This window comes from Halobacteriovorax sp. RT-2-4 (assembly GCF_047085445.1).
GTDB lineage: Bacteria > Bdellovibrionota > Bacteriovoracia > Bacteriovoracales > Bacteriovoracaceae > Halobacteriovorax_A.
This window is the reverse complement of record NZ_JBKIXY010000001.1, coordinates 1,096,146-1,114,996: the sequence shown is the minus strand read 5'-3', so window position 1 is coordinate 1,114,996 and position 18,851 is coordinate 1,096,146. Positions and strand designations below refer to the sequence as shown.

At 34.8% G+C, this 18,851-nt stretch carries 21 protein-coding genes; 12 read left to right on the top strand and 9 right to left on the bottom strand.

Annotation, left to right across the window (positions count from 1 at the left end; all coding sequences use genetic code 11):
* The first annotated feature begins 81 nt into the window (after positions 1-81).
* Positions 82-1,191 carry a ParA family protein gene (locus tag ACMAYL_RS05240; protein WP_392991130.1) on the top strand — a complete coding sequence of 370 codons (1,110 nt, stop codon included), beginning with the start codon at positions 82-84 and terminating at the stop codon, positions 1,189-1,191.
* Positions 1,192-1,193: 2 nt separating this feature from the next.
* Positions 1,194-1,568 (top strand): hypothetical protein, encoded by a 375-nt coding sequence (locus ACMAYL_RS05235; RefSeq protein WP_103216579.1) that lies wholly within the window; start codon positions 1,194-1,196, stop codon positions 1,566-1,568.
* On the opposite strand, the gene ACMAYL_RS05230 is transcribed toward ACMAYL_RS05235, so the two are convergent.
* The 3 genes from ACMAYL_RS05230 to ACMAYL_RS05220 form a co-directional block, all read right to left on the bottom strand.
* Positions 1,551-1,874, bottom strand: coding sequence for a hypothetical protein (locus ACMAYL_RS05230; protein WP_146037752.1), 324 nt, complete (start codon positions 1,872-1,874; stop codon positions 1,551-1,553). The genes ACMAYL_RS05235 and ACMAYL_RS05230 overlap by 18 nt on opposite strands.
* The gene (locus ACMAYL_RS05225) at positions 1,855-2,793 is read right to left on the bottom strand and encodes an HD-GYP domain-containing protein (RefSeq protein WP_412470838.1); all 939 of its coding nucleotides are present in this window, start codon (positions 2,791-2,793) and stop codon (positions 1,855-1,857) included. The genes ACMAYL_RS05230 and ACMAYL_RS05225 overlap by 20 nt, the downstream gene beginning before the upstream one ends.
* An 82-nt stretch (positions 2,794-2,875) precedes the next feature.
* Positions 2,876-4,762 carry a 7TM diverse intracellular signaling domain-containing protein gene (locus ACMAYL_RS05220; protein WP_158246766.1) on the bottom strand — a complete coding sequence of 629 codons (1,887 nt, stop codon included), beginning with the start codon at positions 4,760-4,762 and terminating at the stop codon, positions 2,876-2,878.
* 53 nt (positions 4,763-4,815) lie between these two features.
* On the opposite strand from ACMAYL_RS05220, the gene ACMAYL_RS05215 reads away from it, so the two are divergent.
* The 4 genes from ACMAYL_RS05215 to ACMAYL_RS05200 all read left to right on the top strand — a co-directional run bounded on the left by ACMAYL_RS05215 (position 4,816) and on the right by ACMAYL_RS05200 (position 8,637).
* A complete protein-coding gene (locus ACMAYL_RS05215) occupies positions 4,816-5,463 on the top strand; it encodes a DsbA family protein (protein ID WP_103216583.1) in 648 nt (215 codons plus the stop codon).
* The gene (locus tag ACMAYL_RS05210) at positions 5,460-6,017 is read left to right on the top strand and encodes a peptidylprolyl isomerase (protein ID WP_103216584.1); all 558 of its coding nucleotides are present in this window, start codon (positions 5,460-5,462) and stop codon (positions 6,015-6,017) included. The genes ACMAYL_RS05215 and ACMAYL_RS05210 overlap by 4 nt, the downstream gene beginning before the upstream one ends.
* Positions 6,018-6,114: 97 nt before the next feature.
* Positions 6,115-7,974 carry a hypothetical protein gene (locus tag ACMAYL_RS05205; protein ID WP_103216585.1) on the top strand — a complete coding sequence of 620 codons (1,860 nt, stop codon included), beginning with the start codon at positions 6,115-6,117 and terminating at the stop codon, positions 7,972-7,974.
* 3 nt (positions 7,975-7,977) lie between these two features.
* The gene (locus ACMAYL_RS05200; RefSeq protein WP_103216586.1) at positions 7,978-8,637 is read left to right on the top strand and encodes a Type 1 glutamine amidotransferase-like domain-containing protein; all 660 of its coding nucleotides are present in this window, start codon (positions 7,978-7,980) and stop codon (positions 8,635-8,637) included.
* Here the strand turns inward: ACMAYL_RS05200 and ACMAYL_RS05195 are convergent.
* The 3 genes from ACMAYL_RS05195 to cmoA are packed head-to-tail and all read right to left on the bottom strand — an operon-like array spanning position 8,632 to position 10,701.
* Complete coding sequence (locus ACMAYL_RS05195; protein WP_103216587.1) at positions 8,632-9,012, bottom strand: YbaN family protein; 381 nt, start codon at positions 9,010-9,012, stop codon at positions 8,632-8,634. The two genes, ACMAYL_RS05200 and ACMAYL_RS05195, sit on opposite strands and share 6 nt — an antisense overlap.
* Positions 9,012-9,941: a tRNA 5-methoxyuridine(34)/uridine 5-oxyacetic acid(34) synthase CmoB gene (cmoB, locus tag ACMAYL_RS05190; RefSeq protein ID WP_103216588.1), complete on the bottom strand. Its 930-nt coding sequence runs from the start codon at positions 9,939-9,941 to the stop codon at positions 9,012-9,014. The genes ACMAYL_RS05195 and cmoB overlap by 1 nt, the downstream gene beginning before the upstream one ends.
* Before the next feature lie 7 nt (positions 9,942-9,948).
* Positions 9,949-10,701 (bottom strand): carboxy-S-adenosyl-L-methionine synthase CmoA, encoded by a 753-nt coding sequence (cmoA, locus tag ACMAYL_RS05185; protein WP_103216589.1) that lies wholly within the window; start codon positions 10,699-10,701, stop codon positions 9,949-9,951.
* A gap of 168 nt (positions 10,702-10,869) precedes the next feature.
* Between cmoA and ACMAYL_RS05180 the strand changes: the two genes are divergently transcribed.
* The 3 genes from ACMAYL_RS05180 (at position 10,870) to ACMAYL_RS05170 (ending at position 13,825) form a co-directional block, all read left to right on the top strand.
* On the top strand, positions 10,870-11,514 hold the full coding sequence (locus ACMAYL_RS05180; RefSeq protein WP_146037753.1) for a hypothetical protein: 645 nt from the start codon (positions 10,870-10,872) through the stop codon (positions 11,512-11,514).
* Complete coding sequence (locus ACMAYL_RS05175) at positions 11,511-12,263, top strand: response regulator transcription factor (protein ID WP_103216591.1); 753 nt, start codon at positions 11,511-11,513, stop codon at positions 12,261-12,263. Before ACMAYL_RS05180 ends, ACMAYL_RS05175 begins: the two co-directional genes overlap by 4 nt.
* Positions 12,264-12,367: 104 nt before the next feature.
* Positions 12,368-13,825 carry a two-component system sensor histidine kinase NtrB gene (locus tag ACMAYL_RS05170; RefSeq protein ID WP_158246767.1) on the top strand — a complete coding sequence of 486 codons (1,458 nt, stop codon included), beginning with the start codon at positions 12,368-12,370 and terminating at the stop codon, positions 13,823-13,825.
* A gap of 8 nt (positions 13,826-13,833) precedes the next feature.
* Here ACMAYL_RS05170 and grxD read toward each other — a convergent pair whose 3' ends face one another.
* Complete coding sequence (gene grxD / locus ACMAYL_RS05165) at positions 13,834-14,223, bottom strand: Grx4 family monothiol glutaredoxin (protein ID WP_103216593.1); 390 nt, start codon at positions 14,221-14,223, stop codon at positions 13,834-13,836.
* 88 nt (positions 14,224-14,311) lie between these two features.
* Positions 14,312-14,965, bottom strand: a complete 654-nt coding sequence (locus tag ACMAYL_RS05160; protein ID WP_412470837.1) for an alpha/beta hydrolase — start codon at positions 14,963-14,965, stop codon at positions 14,312-14,314.
* Between the two features lie 109 nt (positions 14,966-15,074).
* Here ACMAYL_RS05160 and ACMAYL_RS05155 point away from each other — a divergent pair, with 109 nt between their 5' ends.
* Positions 15,075-15,704, top strand: a complete 630-nt coding sequence (locus tag ACMAYL_RS05155) for a 50S ribosomal protein L25 (protein WP_103216595.1) — start codon at positions 15,075-15,077, stop codon at positions 15,702-15,704.
* 69 nt (positions 15,705-15,773) lie between these two features.
* Positions 15,774-16,220: a DUF962 domain-containing protein gene (locus tag ACMAYL_RS05150; protein WP_103216596.1), complete on the top strand. Its 447-nt coding sequence runs from the start codon at positions 15,774-15,776 to the stop codon at positions 16,218-16,220.
* A gap of 2 nt (positions 16,221-16,222) precedes the next feature.
* Here ACMAYL_RS05150 and grxB read toward each other — a convergent pair whose 3' ends face one another.
* A complete protein-coding gene (grxB, locus tag ACMAYL_RS05145; RefSeq protein ID WP_103216597.1) occupies positions 16,223-16,870 on the bottom strand; it encodes a glutaredoxin 2 in 648 nt (215 codons plus the stop codon).
* A gap of 82 nt (positions 16,871-16,952) precedes the next feature.
* On the opposite strand from grxB, the gene ACMAYL_RS05140 reads away from it, so the two are divergent.
* Positions 16,953-18,839: an MFS transporter gene (locus ACMAYL_RS05140; RefSeq protein WP_412470836.1), complete on the top strand. Its 1,887-nt coding sequence runs from the start codon at positions 16,953-16,955 to the stop codon at positions 18,837-18,839.
* The last annotated feature ends 12 nt before the right edge of the window (positions 18,840-18,851 follow it).

Sequence of the window (18,851 nt, the reverse complement as noted above, 5' to 3'; positions counted from 1 at the left end):
TTTGTGAGTATGATTTTTTTGACACAGCCTCCACTAAATGCGTAAAATTATAAGTAAAGTACTTATGGAGGAGACTTAATAATGGATAATTTCTACCCACTTAAAAAAGTGGCCGATATATATGGTGACCCAAATCTAAAATTTGATATTCAAGATCTTGAATCTTCGGGGCAAATTCCAGCTTCTCGCAAGTATAGAAGTGGAGCAATTTTTAGAAAAGGATGGCCGGTTAATTTACTTCCACAAATTGGTGAACAAATTGGTTATTTCAAAAAATTTGATAAGCCTACTTCTGTTTGTGTATTCACAACAAAAGGTGGAGTTCTTAAGTCGACTCTAGCACTAAATCTTGCACGCACAGCTGCTCTTCACGGACAGCGCGTTTGTGTCGTAGGCCTTGATATTCAAGGAGATGTAACGACGTCACTTGGTTATGACACTGAGTCTGATGACAGTGGTAGCCTTGATGAATTAATTCAAAAATTAGATCAAACAAAAGGTCTTTGTGATTACTTCTCTGGTGAGGCAACTCTTGATGAAGTCATTGTTCAGCTTGGATTACCAAATCTTTTTATTATTCCTGAGACGCCAGAGCTTGTTGCCTTAAACGACTCTCTTAATAATATTAACCGTCGTGAATTTTGGTTAAAGGAAAGAGTTATCGATCCTTTAAAAGAACACTTTGATCTTGTGATTATGGACTGTTCACCAAACTGGAACAAGCTGACAACTAATGCTCTTGTAGCAAGTGATGCTCTTGTTTCTCCACTTGAATGTAAAATTAATAATTTTAGAAACTTCAGAGTTTTCTCTCACTTTTTAAAAGAATTTAAAGATGAAATGAGACTCGATTTTGAATCAATTTTTGTTCCAACTAAGTATTCTACGAATAAGAAACTTAGTAACGATATTCTAAATTGGTACTATCAGAATGTTGCAGGCTGTACGACTGTTGGTATTAAAGAGTCTGTATCTGCTGAAGAGGCAATGGCCCTTAATCTTTCAATTGCGGAACATGCAGCAGGAAAGCCCATTGCAAAAGATACAGTCGAGCTATTTAAGCAAATTCATCATGCGATTTCGAACTATCACACTAGAAAGTCTGAGCAAGAGGAACTTCCGGCCCATCAGGCAAGAGTTTTTGGTGGACTTGGGCAAGCTAACTTTGGAAATTTAAGTAATAGGTTTTAATTATGGCCATTGGTTTAAATGATATTACAGCTAAGAAGCAGGCCAAGAAAGTTGAAGTTGTTTCGGCCGTTGAGGAAGTATTAGAGAAGCAGCAAAGGCCTTGGGACGGAAAATTTCAGGCCCAAAAGAGTTCTGTTGCTAATCAGGCCGTAAAAAGAGCTAGAGAAATAACTGCTAAAAATGAATTGCACGCAAAAGAGCTTCGTCAGAATTTCACAAGTGCACAAAAAGAGTTAGAGATTAATCAGTATATTGAAAATCGTGAAAAAGAATTTGTTAATTTAGATTCATCTAAAAATATGCTCAAGTCGAGAACTCGTATCAAAACTCAGCGATCACTATTTAAAAGACTTAGAGATTCAATCTTTAGGTCTTAGCTTCATATCGATATTGAAGTTGTGAAACTCTTTATCGTTGAAACAATGAAGAATCTTAGGGGAGTATTTTTTTATTACATCTTTAGAATTTGCTCCTCTAAAGAGTTCATTGAAAGCATTAGAACATACTGCTTTTGTAAATTTGTGCTTTATTCCACTACATTTTTTTATAAAGTCACATGATTGAGGATAACCGCGATAGCATTTCATCGACTCAATATCACAAGTATTCTCATCGACGACTTTTGTGTCGCAAGATGAGAGAAGAAGAACTAAAACGAATAGACTAGACAATACCTTCATCAATTAAGACATCCTTAAATTTATTAATCACATCATGCTCATAGTGATTAAGTTGATTCATTGTAAGTTCTGTAAGTGCGTCTCGAGCATTCATTTTACTTACTGTAACCATTTTGTCGTATGTATTTACGAGTGAGATAATCATGATCGGCAAACTCAATGTCTTAAGTTTATTTGGTCCTGAACCATCTTTTACTTCTTCGTGGTTTACGATTAGATCAAGAACACCTTTTGTTACCCATGGTTTGTCTTTCAATGCACTAACTGCATCTTTTACGTGAAGGCCATAAACTCTTTTTTCATCATCGCTGAGTTCATCTTTTGGTTTCTTAAATAGCTCTTGGTCTTGGCTATTTAATCGCGTGATACCAACATCGTGTAGTAGGCTAGCTGTGGCTATATTTGAGATGTCACTATCATTACAACCAACTCTTATTGCAAGTCTCGTTGCAAGAGTCGCAACATTCATTGAGTGTTCGATAATTAAATTTGAATCGATTGTTTTCTTTTCGAAGAACTTCTTCAAAGCATCAGGGCCAGATGAGAGAACTTTTTTAAGCTGTGCTGCCGCTATCTCTGTCATTTGGTAATTTTCTTCTTTTTCTGGTGCATTGAGCGACTGCTCAATCGCTGTTTTACAAGCACCATCTACAATTTCAACTTTCTCTTCTAGAGGAAGATCAAAGTCTTGAACTTTTGAATCAAGAAGATCTTTAATATATTGCTGATATTTATCAACTTCATTTTCAAGAATATAGAACTTTGCTACTTGTTGTTTATTTAGCTTTTCAAGCTTCTCTTGTGATATGGCCGTACCAGCATCTTGATATTTAAGATAAGTCTCTTTGAAGTAAATATACAAATCAAACGGTATAAAGCTTTCTGGCTCAATCGTTGTGATTCTTAGAGGGTAGTAATTCATAAATCCTATTTCATTAAAACTAATAATAAATTCTATTAATTTAATTTTATGGTGAATTAGGAATTTATACAACTATCTGAACTTATAGCTTCTGTGGACTATTAAGGGGTATATAAAGTGCGACTAGAGTACCTACGGGTTTTCGCTCAATTGTGAACTTTATCTTAAGTAATTCGCAATATGAGCGAATAATGAAGTAACCAAAACCGGAACCTTTTTCTCCTAAAGTTCCAAAACTTATTCCCGTATCAATCTTATTATAGATTTGTTCAAGCTTCTTTTTACTTATCCCTATACCGTTGTCTTGTATTTCTAGCTTTAAAGCTTGATCCACTTGCGTACATGAGATCTTTATCATTCCTTCGTTTTGAGTAAATTTTATTGAGTTGGAGATGATATTTCCAAGAATCTGATGAGTAAGGATGGCGAGATTTGAATAAACTCTAAGCTCTTGTTTAATCTCAGGAACCTCGATTGAGATTTTCTTTCGTTCACATTGAGGTGTAAAGATAGTTTGAATATTATCCAGTAAACTCTTAATCTCTACATAATCAAGCTGTGGCTCATTATTAATTAATTCCTGTTCGGCCTTAACGTTATCGAGAATATCTTTAATGTGCATACAGGCCGAATAGACTTTTGGCCACGCTCTAGCTTCTTCAACGTAACCACGTCGAATATAACGGCTTGAATAACCAATGATAACAAATAAAGAATTTGCAATATCGTGTGAAAGAACTCTTAGTAAGCGAATATATTTCTGCTTATCTAGATTCTTTATAAAGCTAATTTCATTCTCTTTTTGTAGCCTGTTTATCTTAAGGCTTAAGGCAATTGAAAGAGTAAATGATTCAACCATATTTCCTAAGAGGATAGAGTTTTGAGTGAAGTCATTATCGGTAAAGAATCCATAGATAGTCGCAAAGTAAGCAAAGATTCCAACGTTCATGATGAGCCATGAAAGAAGATAGACTTTTGATTCAATCGTTGGGTTTGTAATATTTGTATATATCGAAATATAAATAATGAAGATCACAAGTGTTAAGATGTAAATATCGACAAGTGGTCCAATGATAAAATTATAAGAATCAAAGAAAGAGAAGACGATTGAGGTGATTAGAGTAATTGATATCAGAGCATAAACTTTTTCTGTCTTCTTAATAATAGGCTTCTTAAAGAAGTCGATACTCAAGAGATCTTTTGTAAACTTATATAAGTAGTTACATGAAATCATGGCATAGACACCAAGGTATTTAATATGGTTGTCTAAAGAAAGAACTCCTTGTGTGTATCCAGATAATGCTAAGACAGAGTTAATCATAAAAAAGATAAAGACTGAGTAGACAATATAGATTGATTCTTTATTTATCATTCCAAGAATCAGGTTATATATTAATAACGTACACATAAAGCCTAGATAAATAGATAAGCTAATGATCCTGGTTTGCTCTGTCTTTTGAATATATTTAGTATCAGCAAGCAAGGCCTTTGTATCAAACTTATGAAGACTATGAGTTTTGATAACAATCGTTTTTTTCTCTCCTGGATTTAGATCGATACTTAGCGATTTATGGAGTGTCGTATTTGAATTGATTTTATCTTTAGGAAAATTAGAAAGTTGCTTACTGTCTTGATTGAGAAAGTAAACTTCATTTAATCTAAAAGTGTGAGTATTAAAATACAGCTCTTTATGTACAGAATGCTCGAGTGAGTTTTTAAATTGAACGCGTAGATAAATATTTTTATTTGTGTATTCTAAGTTTAAAACACTTTTATCGTTCGTCGTGAATCCATCTGGTGTGTATTCTTTATTATCAGATAGCTTATATTCAACATATTTTGAAATATTATGATTTTGATCTTTGAAAGTCTCTTTATTAATTTGTACAATTGACTCTGTAGCGAGAATTTCTTTTGCTGGAATGAAAAGAAGAAGCAATAATAAGAAACGATAAATGAACTTGATCACGAAGAGAGTATAATTTTTTTGAACCAATCTTTAAATAACAATTGTGTATATAAATGAAAAAAAACTTAAATTTCTACTTTGATTTTACATCTCCTTACTCATACTTAAGTATGTTGCAGTTAGACGCAGGGCTTCTTTCTGAGAAATATGAAATTAACTTCTGTCCAGTGATGGTGGGAAGGCTATTTGCATTAAATGAGATGAGTGCTCCTGCACAAACTAAGAATAAAGCACTCTACTTATTTAAAGAGGCGTTAAGGACAGCGGATAAAATGGAAGTAAAACTTACTTCACCAAAAATGCTTCCGTTCAATTCTTTACCTTACTTAAGAATGGCCCTTGGACTTAGGGATGATAAATTAAAACAGGCAAACTTTATTCTTAATACATTTCATTTTGGTTGGAAATACGGTCATGATTTTAATGACTATGATCAGTTTAAAGAATTTATTACTGAAAAATGTTTGACACTAGAAGAGTATGAACGTTTAGATAGTGATCGTAATTTAAAGAAAGAATTAAAGCTTGTTATCAATGAAGCGTTTGATAAAGGCGTCTTTGGTGTTCCAACATTTGAAGTTGACGATGATTTTTATTGGGGGAACCACAATATAGACTTTCTCGCTAAAAATAAATTTTTAGATTATAATGAACACGAAGAATTTATTAACTTTAAAAAATTCTTCGAGGAAGAAAAATGAAATTGAAATTAAAACTACTTTTTATTATCTTAATTGGCCTAAGCGTTCATGCAGACACTAAGGTTATGATGCAGACAAATTATGGGGACATCACTATTAAGCTGTATGATAAAAAGGCACCCGAAACAGTAAAAAACTTTTTAAGCTACGTTAATTCTGGATTCTACAATGGAACTATTTTTCACCGTGTTATTGACGGATTCATGATTCAAGGTGGGGGATACGATACAAGTCTTAAGAAGAAAAAAACAGAAAAGCCAATTAAGAACGAAGCAACAAATGGCCTAAGTAATGTTCTTGGAACAATTGCAATGGCAAGAACTTCTGTGATTAATTCTGCAACTTCTCAATTCTTTATTAACGTAAAAGATAATAACTTCCTGGATCACTCAGGGCCGACTCCATCTCAGTATGGTTACGCTGTATTTGGAAAGGTTGTTAGTGGAATGGCAGTTGTTAATAGAATCAAGAAGTCAAAAACTGGAAGAAATGGTCCATTTCAAAATCTTCCAGCTTCAAATATTGAGATTAAGAAGGTTTACGTCCTACCTTAATCCTTAAAACAAACCAGAATACTCAGATATAGCATTTATAAATAGCAAATTCTTCGTAGGGAAGAATTTGCTGATTTAGTTAAGATATAATCTGGGTATGGGCTCATTAAAGATAAGTAGCAAAACAAATAATAAGTTATCTAGTAAATCGAATTTAAATTATTCTAAATTTAGTCAAATTAATGGAAAACATCCTCTGCAGCAAAGTTGTCCGGATTCGTTTATCACGTATCAAGTCCGAAAAAGACATGGGGGAAGTGTTGCTTACTTTAATTTTGAATTGGCAAAAGAGATGGGTTTAATTTCTGAAGGCCATGATAATACTTTGACTAAAGATTTGGCCCAAAGAATTCTTGAGACTTTCTCGATTGTGATTATCAATGAATACGATATTGAAAATGGGATCGAGTATCCAGAAGATGAGATTCTACCAAATCGCTATATGGCAACTCGCTACTTGCAGCTACAGCATCCAAATAAGCAGGGAAAGACTTCGGGTGATGGACGCTCGATCTGGAATGGTACAGTTGATCACAATGGGCTTACTTGGGATATCTCGAGTCAGGGAACTGGAGCAACAAAGTTATCACCTGCAACCCATATACAAAATAAATACTTTAAAACAGGTGATCCATCTATTTCGTATGGATGTGGCTACTCTGAGTTTGATGAAGGACTAGCAACTCTAATGTTCTCTGAAGTTATGCAAAAGAATAACTATGAGACAGAGAGATGTTTGGCCATCATTAAATTTAAAGACAATATTTCAATTAATGTTAGGGCCAATAGTAACTTAATTAGACCTTCTCATATGTTTAATCATCTAAAGCAGGCCAATTATGATGCTTTAAAAAATATTGTTAATTACTATATTGATCGCCAAAAGATTAATGGTGAATGGCAAAGAGTCCCAAAAACTGCGAAGGCAAGATATCGTTATTTTTTAAAGAAACAGGTGGAAGTATTTGCAAAGCTTGCTGCTAATTTTGAAGATGATTATATCTTTTGTTGGCTTGATTGGGATGGCGATAATATTCTTATGAATGGTGGTATCATCGATTATGGTTCGATTAGACAGTTTGGTCTTTATCATCATGAATACCGATTCGATGATGTTCAACGTTATTCCACTACCATTAAAGAACAAAAAGATAAGGCGAAGTATATTGTTCAGTCCTTTATTCAAATTGTGGACTTTTTAGAAACAAAAGAAAAGAAAGCGATAGCTGATTTTTCAACTAGTGAGTACCTTGAACAATTTGATGAAATTTTTGAAACTCAAAAGAAGTATAACCTAATTTCTAAAATTGGGATTTCTCCGAAGTATCATGATTGGCTGGTAAAGAAGCACTCACATAAGATTGAAAATTTACAAAAGCCATTCTATTACTTTGAAAAGGCAAAATCTAGCTTTGGTCTTTATGAGGTGAGTGATGGTATTTGCTGGGATGCCATTTTTAGTATGCGAGATATTCTACGTGAATATCCTCAGCTTATTTTAAGCCGTGGTGAATGGATTACACGAGATGAATTTATCAATATCGCTAAGTCTAGTTATGCGAGTCAATCTGATTTAGAGATTAATACATATCGTGCAAATAAAATCGATGCATTTCAAGATTCCTATATTGAATTATTACATCTTGTTGCTAAAAAATCTAAGAAGAGATTTGATGATATTCTTCTTGAAGTTGTTATGCGCTCATCGATTATAAACAAGTTTGAAAGAGTAACAGGTGATAGTATTGCTCGTATCGTCGATTCTATGATGAAGAAGTATAAGAAATTTGACCCACTTACTATCTTCAATGTTGTTCGTGACTTTAGAGAACACCAAACGTTTGACCCTGATAATGTAAGTCCAAAGAGTGATCGTGTGGCAAACGAGAAAAAACATTTAAAACCAATTGTAAAAGAACTTCTTAAAATTGTAAGAGACTATAGAGAAGGCATCTAAGAAATGAAAATTGGATTATATGGTGGTGGCGACTTTTGTGATAATGTCGAAATTGACGAACATATCTTAGAGCTTTGTAATAGTGAATCTCCAAGTATAACTTTTATTCCAGCAGGTTCCTACGAATCAGAATTAGATTTTATCGATTTAATTATGGCCTATAAGAAAATAGGTTTTAAAAGGTTTATCCATCTTCCTGTTGATCATGAATTTGACAGAACTCTCAAAGAAGAGGCACTTCAAAGTGACGTGATTCATCTCGGTGGAGGTAATACGTTTTATTTCTTAAAGCACTTAAAAGAAAGTGGGATGTTTGAAGAACTCATCGATTATGTCGAAAATGGTGGAATTTTAACAGGCCTTTCAGCTGGTGCAATTATTACGACTCCAAATATTATGACAGCATCATTTCCGCCATGGGATCGTGATGATAATGACGATGATGTCACAGACTTTAAGGCCATGAATATTATTGATTTCGAGTTTTTTCCTCATTATCGTAAATCAAAACGCTACGATGACGAGTTAAAGAGACATTCTATATTCTCTCGTTTTCCAATTTATGCTTGCCCTGATGGGAGTGGCCTAGTCGTTACTGATGAAGAAATTGTTGTTCATGGAGAGTGCTATATTTTTGAAAAGGGCCAAAAATATAAACTATAACTTTCTTTTACTCGGTCTTGTTAGCAAGAAAACAATAACTCCAATACCAATTAATGAAACGATAACTTTTATCGTCGGATTCACTTCAACGTAAATTAGCGTATATGAAAAGAGTGCTACGATCATTGAGATGGCAATGATTTTAGATTTTACACTCACAACTCCATATTTATTCCAGTCAGTAATAATTGGGCCAAAAATCTTATGATCTAGTAGCCACTGATAGTACTTTTCATTACTTTGCGAAAAGAAGTAGGCACTTAAAAGAAGAAAAGGAGTTGTTGGAATAAGAGGAAGAAAAATACCAATAAAAGCAAGAATCACAAATGCAATTCCGAAACTAAGGTAAATGGCCTTTCTGCTCTTATTAATCATTAAAAAGTCTTTATTGGTGAATTCGGCTTTTTCTTTGCTCTAATACAAAACCTTACTGGAGCAGGATAGCCTTCTACTGTTTTCGTTTGATCTTCAGTATCTAAGAAGTCCTCAAGGGATTGATGTGGTGGAGGACACCATTTCGTTTGTCTTTGTTCTTCAAAATTTGTCGTTGAAACAGAGACAACTTCCATATCAATGAAGCCTGTTCGATTAATCCAATTCTTAAGACAGCTTAGAGTTGGAAGAAACCATACATTTCTCATCTTTGAGTAACGATCTTCTGGGAATAGGCAGATTGTCTCCTCTCCTGGAATACCAATTGTTTCCATAATCATTTCTCCTCCAGGAACAAGAGATTCTCTGATGGAGATTAATTGCTCAAGTGGATGACGGTGATGATAGAGAACGCCCATCGAGAAAACAACATCAAAGAATGATCTAAAGTTTGGAAGATCTTCGATACCAAATAATTCAAATTTTAAATTATCATATTTCTTAAAGTGATTAATGAATTCAAATTGGGCCTGATTGTGTAAGACAGGATCAATTCCAAGAACTAACTTTGGTTCTTGTTTGGCCATCTCAAACATATAGTAGCCGTTATTACAGCCTACATCTAAAACAACCTTATCTTTTAAATTTGGAAGAGATTCTTTTAGTCTTTCCCATTTTTTATCTGAGCGCCATTCGGCATCAATATCAAGCTCACCAACTTGAAAAGGTCCTTTTCGCCATGGAATAAGCTTTGTCGCAGTCTCAAGGGTTTCGCTCGAGTTCTCTTGAAGAGATGGGATGACATCAAAGATCTCTTTGTATTCTTTCTGATATTTTGTGCGAAACATTTGAAGCTTGTCTGCTTTAAGTTGTCTTAAAGATTCAATATCAACACGATTACCAAATTTTTCTAAATACTCTAAACTATCCATTCTCTTCCTATTTGATACATAGGTAACAAGCAAAATTATACCATCTAAAAATCATTTCAGATTTCTTAAAGCCTGCTTCATCTAACATTTTAAGTTGTTGTTGTGGAGTTAAGGGCCTAAGGACATTTTCTAGGGCCTCTCGTTTTTGAGCAATCTCCATCTCACTATATCCATTTCTACGTTTGAAATCATAATAAAGATCAATCAAAAGATTATCAATTTGCTCATCTTGGCAGATAATTTTTTCGGCCAAAATAAAACAGCCATTATCATTAAGCCCGTTATAGATATTTTTAAGAACATTAAGGCGCTCTTCAACTGGTAGAAATTGAAGAGTGTAGTTCATGATTGCCATACCGGCATTTTCAATTTTTACATCAGTGATCGACTCTTCTAATAACTCAACATTATCTTGTAGACCGTGAGACTTAAGCTTCTGTGCTGCCTTTTCAAGCATCGGTCTTGAAGTATCAATACCGATAAACTGTGGAAGCTCTTTGTCGTTTTGGCGAAAGTAATCGGCCATTAAAAGCATCGTCGTTCCTGTCGAACAACCAAAGTCATAAACTGTTCCAGATTGATAGAAGCGTCTAGTTAGGTCGATGATGATTTTATGAATCTCATGATAATTTGGAATACTTCGCGATACCATGTCATCAAATACAGAGGCCACATCTTGATTGAATTCAAAATCTGATATCTTTTCAATTTTCTTTGCAAAAACTTCGTCTTTGCCAGCGTTTAAAAATTTATTTTCCATGTGGCGAAACTAGAATATCTTTTGGATATTGTCCAATCTAGTATAAAAAATACTCCTTCTTTCTTCTTTAATTTCAATGATTTACTGATACGCGTGATTTTTTACTATGAATAAGCAATATTTATTGGTATGTAAACAAAATATATATTAAAAAACAGCGCAGGTTCTATGAATAATGAATTGGATAGAGGAGAAGCTTTTAACGAAACGCTAAGAGTTTTATCCCATGATTACTCGGGTCATATGCATTTAATTAGGTTTTGTATTGATGAATTGATGCAGGATCAGGATGAAAATAACCCATTTGTTAAAAAATTAAATCAAGGTCTTGAACGCTTTGAGAATGATTTAAATCTTCTTAAGCAATCAACACCTTATTTCTTAGATGAAGAAGTTCCAATTAGCAAAATCGCTACTAGGGCCTTCGGTCAAGCACGTATCTACTTAAAGAAACATTTTGCAGATTTAACTTGGAATATTGCTAATGATGTAACCGTAAAAGGTTCACAAGCTAACGATTTATGTGAAATCTTGTTCTCTTTTGCCCACTTATTCTCAACTTTGGCAAAAAAAGAAGGAAGAGATACATTCCATATCACCTTAGAAATTAAAGACGAGTTAAGAAAATTAATTTTTATTAAGTCAGAATTAAACAAATACTTAAGACAAGAGTTAGATTCCATCTTAAACTTAGGTGACGAAAACGAAAAATCATTAAGAAGATACATCGGAATTCATAACTTTTTAGCAAAGGGAAAGGATTACGAAATTCTTGATGGGGACAACAATTTATCGGTGAGGTTTGAATTATGACAATGGCAACGGACAAGGAAATTTGGATTTTAGAGGATGATGAGGGATGTCGTTTTGTTTACGAACAAACTCTCGTTCACCGCTACAACAACTTAAGATTTTTTACTTCTATTGAAGAGTTTCAAAATGCTCTATCAAATACTGAAAAGAATCCAGCACTAATCATTGCAGATCTTATGCTTGATGATGGTAACTTCATGACTTACTTAAATCATTCAAAAGATCGTCGTTTAATGGTGATTCCATTTATCATCGTTTCAAGTATCGATGATATTGATGCACTGAGATTCTGTTTTATGGAAGGTGCACTTGATTACTTAACAAAACCATTTAAGAAAAATGAGTTAATCGTTAAGATTGAAAATGTATTCAATGGTAGTCCAAGAAGAATGGTTCAACCAATTGCTCACAAGTCGATGCTGCTAGATGGTAAAGAAGTAGAGCACTTAACTAGTAAACAAAAACAACTACTGGGACTATTTATTAATTCTCCACATCGTATCGTAAGTCGCGATGATATCTTAGATAATGTTTGGGGAGATACAACTGTTCACCCAAAAACAGTGGATGTTCACTTATATAACCTAAGAAGAAAGCTTCATGACTACGGTTATATTATTCGTTCAGAAGGTGGCGGTAAGTGGTCACTTATTCCTGATACATATGAAAAAGTTGCAAGTTCAGATGAGTCAAATGTTTCATCTAGTTCTAATGACAGTGATAATTCTGTTTCAGAAAATACATATTAATATTTTTTTACATAAATCGCCTCTAATAAAATAGAGGCGATTTTATATTTAGAAGAAGTTGATTTAAAACAATCATTATCGCTATGATTGAGACGAGACGCCAAGTGAATAAACCGAATAGTAGCTTTCGCAAGGAGCTATTAAATTCGAATATCCATTACTGTCACATCGATTTTGATGGAGATTGCATTTATGTGAATGATTTATATCTCGGTTATGGGTTAACTGTTGGCACTAATTTATTTCAATATACTCCTGATGAAAAGAAGGGGTTCTTTCTTGAACAAGTCGAAAGAGTAAAGAATGGTGAAGCTTGCCACTTCTTTTCTGAATCAATCAATTTATTAGGCGAAAGAGATCAGTGGGAGATTTGGCTACAGCCAGGTTATTCAGCTACAGGGACAAGCCCGTCATTTATTGAGGTTTACAGTCGTAATATTAATGCCGGAGCTGAGAATTTTATCTCGACTCTGTTCAAAAATTTCTATACCGCCACCGATGATGATTTATTCATTCTTAATAATCAACTTGTGATCTTAGATATAAATAAGGTGACAAAGCAAAGTCTTGTGGGAAACAAGTTTTCAGAAGTTATCTTTGATGATGAAGAGTATTTGTTCTTCTTAAATACTTTTGAACAAGCAAAACGTTTGGACGGCGTGGCCTTAAAAGTTACTCATCCTATTTATCGCAAGCGTCGTTCTAAAAAAAGATTTTGTCGTATTAGTGTAACCTATATTGTTATTCAAGGTGTTGGACGTTATATGGTTCAAATTCGCGATGTTCATCAAGAACATATCAATCGCGTAACTTTGAAAATGCAAGAAAAGCAATTTGAAGAATTTGAAAGATGGCGCTCTCTTGGACAAATGTCTGCAGGAATTGCACACGAAATAAATAATCCATTATGTATCATACGCATTCAGGCCGAACAGTTGAAAGATCGTTATGCTGGTAAGATCAAGGATTCCGATCCTTCTTATATGAAAAAGTTAGAGAGTATTATTAAGCAAGTGGATCGCATTGAAAATATTGCTAATAGTTTAAAGATTTACTCTCGCTCCTCAAACTCAATTACTAAAGAGATACATAACCTTGATAACTTAATACAGGATTCATTGGGATTATTTCAGGCCCAAACTGGTCGAGAAATTTATATTGATTTTAAAAATCCGTTTAGTGACTTAGAAGTAGCGTGTAAAAAAAATGAGTTCTATCAAATCATTTTAAACTTGCTCACTAACTCTTATCAGGCGGTTCATCAATTTGAATCTCTTGAGAAATGTTGGATAAAAATTTGGGTTGAAGAGTCAATGTTAGATCAGTTCACTATCTACGTACAGGATGGTGGTGATGGGATCAAAGATAATGTTGCTAAAGATATCTTCACTCCATTCTTCACAACGAAAGATGTCGGTGAAGGAACAGGTCTTGGCCTTAGTATTTCGAAAAAGTTAGCATTAGAAAATAATATGATTTTAGATTTTGAAAAAGACTTTGAGTATACAACGTTTTCAATATCGCTAGGCCAAAACATAGTAAGGCCTAGCGTCGATGCTTAAATAATCAATTAGCTATTTAGAACTTCTTGTAGTTGTCCAGATTGGAACATCTCAGTGATAATATCATTACCACCTACAAGCTCACCCTTGAAGTAAAGTTGTGGGTAAGTTGGCCAGTTAGAGTAAACTTTTACACCTTCTCTAATATCCATATCTTCTAAAATGTTAAAAGTCTTATAAGGTTTACCAACAGAGTTTAGCATTGCAATTGTATTTGCTGAAAAACCACACATTGGCATATCAGGTGTACCTTTCATGAATAAGAAAAGGTCAGCAGATCCAATTAGTGCTTCGATTTGCTCATTTAGTTCTTTTGATTTATCGGCACCAGAAACAGCTTCTCCTTGATTGATAGGAGTAGATTCTTTACCTAGAATGTTGAATGGATTATCGCTCATATTGATTCCTTTATTTCCTGAGTTTCATTTGCTCCTATCTTACCTAATAATGGTAGTTTTGGAAATAGCTTAGGGCAAGTGTCAGAAATTATAGATGTTCATTCAACCAGTTACGTAGCTGAATCACTTCATCAATATCAATTTCATGCTCCATTTCATAGGCATGGAATTGTGCATTGGCCCCTAGGCTTACAAGATGATCAATTCCGGCCTTTGTTTGATGAATGTCAATTACTGGATCAAGGCTTCCATGAGCGCAAAAAATAGCCGTTTCTTTGAGGCATTTTGACAATTGCTGAGGTCTTCTTTCTGGATAAATTCTAGGGGACATTAGAACAATTCCTCCTAGTTTGTGATCGAGTTGATAGGCCGTCTCAAGGCTCACGCAACCACCTTGAGAAAAGCCACCGATAAAGATGTCCGAGTAGTCGATATTGCTATTTTTTTCTACAATCTCATCAATAATCTTCGTTAGAGTTTTTACGCTGTTTTCAATACCAGGCACTGGATTATTAGGTGGAATATCGTACCAACTGTAACCGAAGTAGTACTTCTTTGGCGCGTTTAAGAGCAAGTAGCTTAGACCGGTTACATTTATTTCTTGTGTGAATATTTTGTAAGACTCAAGGCTATCGCCTAGGCCGTGTAAGATAATCATAACCTTCTGGGCATTAGTAGGTGTGATGTCACTTGCAGGGATATAAAAAGAGTTTAGTAGTTGTGTGTTTAAGTCAGTTTTCATAGGAGAAAAATAGGTGATTGTGTGTTTTTATTCAAGTTTATTCTAAATTTTTTTTATGAACGGTCGATAGAATACTATCTATTGAATCCACGGAACACAGGAGGAAAATGTGTCAACAACTAGTATTTTAAAAGTTGAAACAAGAAAACCGGGAAGATCAACAACTCAAATGAGAAAAGACGGATATATTCCAGGAACTATTTATGGAAAAGGTTTTGCAGGAGCTCAATTTATGGTTCCAAAGCAAGGTCTTTCAAAATTCCTACATACTTCTGGAAAGGTATTTGAAGTAGAGTTTGAAGGTAAGAAGCACCTTGTAACTCTAGCAGATGTTCAAAGAGGTCACCTCGGGACAGACTTTGTACATTGCTCATTCCATAAGGTATCTGCAAAAGAGAAAGTAGTTATTTCTCTTCCAATCCACTTTGTAGGTGAAGCTATTGGTACAAAAGCAGGTGGTCTAGTTAACTTCAATATGCATGAAGTTGAAGTAGAAGGTCTACCAAAAGATATGCCAGAATTCTTAGAATTCGATATCACTGGTCTTGAGCTTGATGGACACTGGGCACTTGAGCACTTCTCTCTACCAACGGGTCTAGCTTGGTCAATCGATCCAACTGCATCAGTTGTATCTTGTCACCTTCCGAAAGTTGTCGTTGAGCCAGAAGTTGAAGAAACTGAAATGGTTGTTGAGACTCACGCTGACGCAGCTGAAGAAAAAGAAGAAGCAGCTTCATAATTTAAAAATCAATTATGATATAATGAGGGGAGACCAAATGGTCTCCCTTTGTTTTTTGGAGCATACTCAATGAGAAGTTTAGAAACGTGGCTTGAGATGTACGGTGAATCTCATCAGAATAAAACAAATCAACGCATTCACGAAGTATGTGTTCCATTGATTACTTGGTCACTATTAGGAATGCTTTGGGCGATTCCAAAGCCTGCACTCTTTGGCTATTTTAATTGGGCATGGGCCTTTGTTATTCTTGCTAGTCTTTTCTATCTTTCACTAAAAAATTTAAAGGCCATCACTGTCGCTCTTAGCTTAGTGATTCCATTTATGCTCTTAACACAATTCTTTCTTGTTAATTTTTTAGCGGAATATTTTTTTATTACTTGGATTGTTGTCTTTGTTGTTGCTTGGGTTGGGCAGTTTATTGGTCACAAAATAGAAGGAAAGAAGCCTTCTTTTTTTGAAGATCTTCAATTCCTTCTTATTGGACCTATTTGGATTTTTCTAGGTAAGAAGTCCTAGCGCTAGTTGCGCCAGAAATCTTCATGATAATTAAAGTTTGTTAGCTCTTTCACCTTTTGAAGGTAGATGTGAATTTGCGGAGGAAATTGATACTCTGGAAAGATGTACATTCCCCATATATGTGATGCTAGAAGGATATCTAGAATCGTAAACTTGTCGCTTTCATAGTAAGGTAAAAGTTTTGCTGGAAGCTGAGTCAGCGTTTGTTCAAAGCTATGTAAGTATTCTGCTTTATTTTGCGCAAGTAAGTGAAATGGGCCACGTTTAGCAGACTTTTTATTAATAAAGTATTCTCTTGCCTCTGGAGTGAACTCTTTTGACCACGCCCAGTAAGGCATGCATAAGTTATGAACATCTTTTCCAAGTTGATCGAGGTAATCATTAAGCAGCTTAAAACTTTCGCTATCTAATTTTGATAGATTCAAATCTTTATCGCTGTGAATTGCAAGGGCCTTGATAATATCAAGTGATTCGTTCATAATGACGCCATCAATTTCCATAATTGGTAACATCTTTGTGCCAGTAAGCTCGACAGGTGTCTTCTCATCATTGTAATCTAGTACAATTGATTCATACTCGATTTCGAAGAAACCAAGTGCCATGCGAACTCTTACACAAAATGGACAATGGATATAGTGATATAGTTTCATATAAATTCCTTTCGGGTTTATGCGTCATTACGTATTAGTAAATAATAGTACAATATTGTTAAGAATTATTTAAGGAAAAACAATGTCATTAGCAATGCTCTATAAAGAAAGAAAATTTTGGCCTCTATTTTGGACGATGTTCCTTGGTGCCGCAAACGATAACGTATTTAAAAATGCTCTAATTATCTTAATTACATATAAGAATGTCTCACTCTTTGGACTTGGTGCAGAATCATTAGTCGCTTTTGCTGGTGGTGCTTTCATTCTTCCTTATGTTTTATTTTCTGCTACATCTGGTCAAATTTCAGATCACTACGACAAGGCGCAAGTTATTAAGGTAACAAAATTTACTGAGCTTGCATTTATGCTTTGTGGAGCGATTGGTTTCGTTACAGAGAGTTACGGACTGTTAATGTTTACACTCTTTTTAATGGGTGCTCAGTCGTCATTCTTTTCACCAGTTAAGTTCTCGTCTTTAAGGACAATTTTAAAAGATGAAGAGCTAACGACAGGAACAGCACTTATTGGTGGAGGAACTTTTATTGCAATTCTTATTGGTACAATCATTGGAGGGCTTGCCGCTGCAGCACCTGATGCTACTGATACGGCCGCTTTTGCAATCCTAATATTTGCGGTACTTGGTGTTATTACAGCACGTTTTCAAAATAAAATTAACGATATTAATAATGATGTAAAAATTGATTACACATTTGTTAAACCAACATTTCAACTTCTCATTAACTCTGTAAAAGAGAAGAACTCTTTCCGTGCAATGATGGGAGTTTCATGGTTCTGGTTTCTAGGCTCATTTGTTCTTTCAGTTATGCCGGCCATTATTAAAAATGTTTTCTACGGAAGTGAAATGGTTGCCTCAATCTTTATGGCGACATTTACAGTAGGGATGGGGCTTGGTTCTTGGATTTGCTCAAAGCTATCTGGTAAGAGAATTGAAGTGGGAATGGTTCCTGTTGCAGCAGTGGGGATGTCGCTAGCTGTTTTTGATCTTTACTATGTTTCTACACAGTGGCCAATGTCAGTGACAGGCGCTTTGATGCCACCTGCTGAATTTTTTGCACAACCACTTGCTCTAAGAGCAATTATTGATCTTCTACTTATTACAATATTTGGTGGGAATTTCTATATCTCACAATTAACTTTTATGCAGCATAGTGCACCTCTTGAGAAGCTTGCGAGAACAATCGCGGCCAATAATATTTGGAATGCTATCTTTATGGTTGTTGCAGCTGTTTCAATTATTCTTCTTAAGAGTGCTGGCGCAACGGCTCTAGATAATCTACTCATTCTTGGTGGCCTTAATCTGATCTATGCAGGAATTTGCTACTACTTCTTCCATGAAGAAATGTGGCGCTTTGTTGTGCAGCTTTTTACGACTTTTCTTTATGATATTCAAATTGAAGGTGAAGAAAATATTCCAAAAGAAGGAAGGCTTGTTATTGCTGCCAACCACACATCATTTGTTGACTGGGGTGTTGTCATGAGTCTTTCTCCAAGACCTATTCGCTGGGTAATTGACCACCGCTATTATAATATTCCAGGGCTTAAGCAATTCTTTATGCAGGGACATTTGATTCCGATCGCTACAAGAAGAGAGGACCCAAGGGTTCTTGATGAAGCTTATTCAAAACTAAATAGCACTCTAAATGAAGAGCGCTGTGTAGGCTTCTTTCCTGAGGGGTGGATTACTCGTGATGGTGAGCCTAGAAAGTATCAGCCTGGTATTAAGAAGGTTGTAGAGCAAACGAATGCTCAAGTCGTTCCAATTGTTATTAAAGGTCTATGGGGAAGTTTCTATTCTTTTTCTGGAAAAGGTGTTTTTAAAGGAATCCGTTGGAATTTTTTAAAACGTAGAAAAATCAAAGTAGTTATTCTACCTTCTATAACACCTGAAAATTTTTGTTATAAAGATCTAGAAGAAAAAATGGTCGTTGAATATAAAAAGCCTCTGTAAAACAGAGGCTTT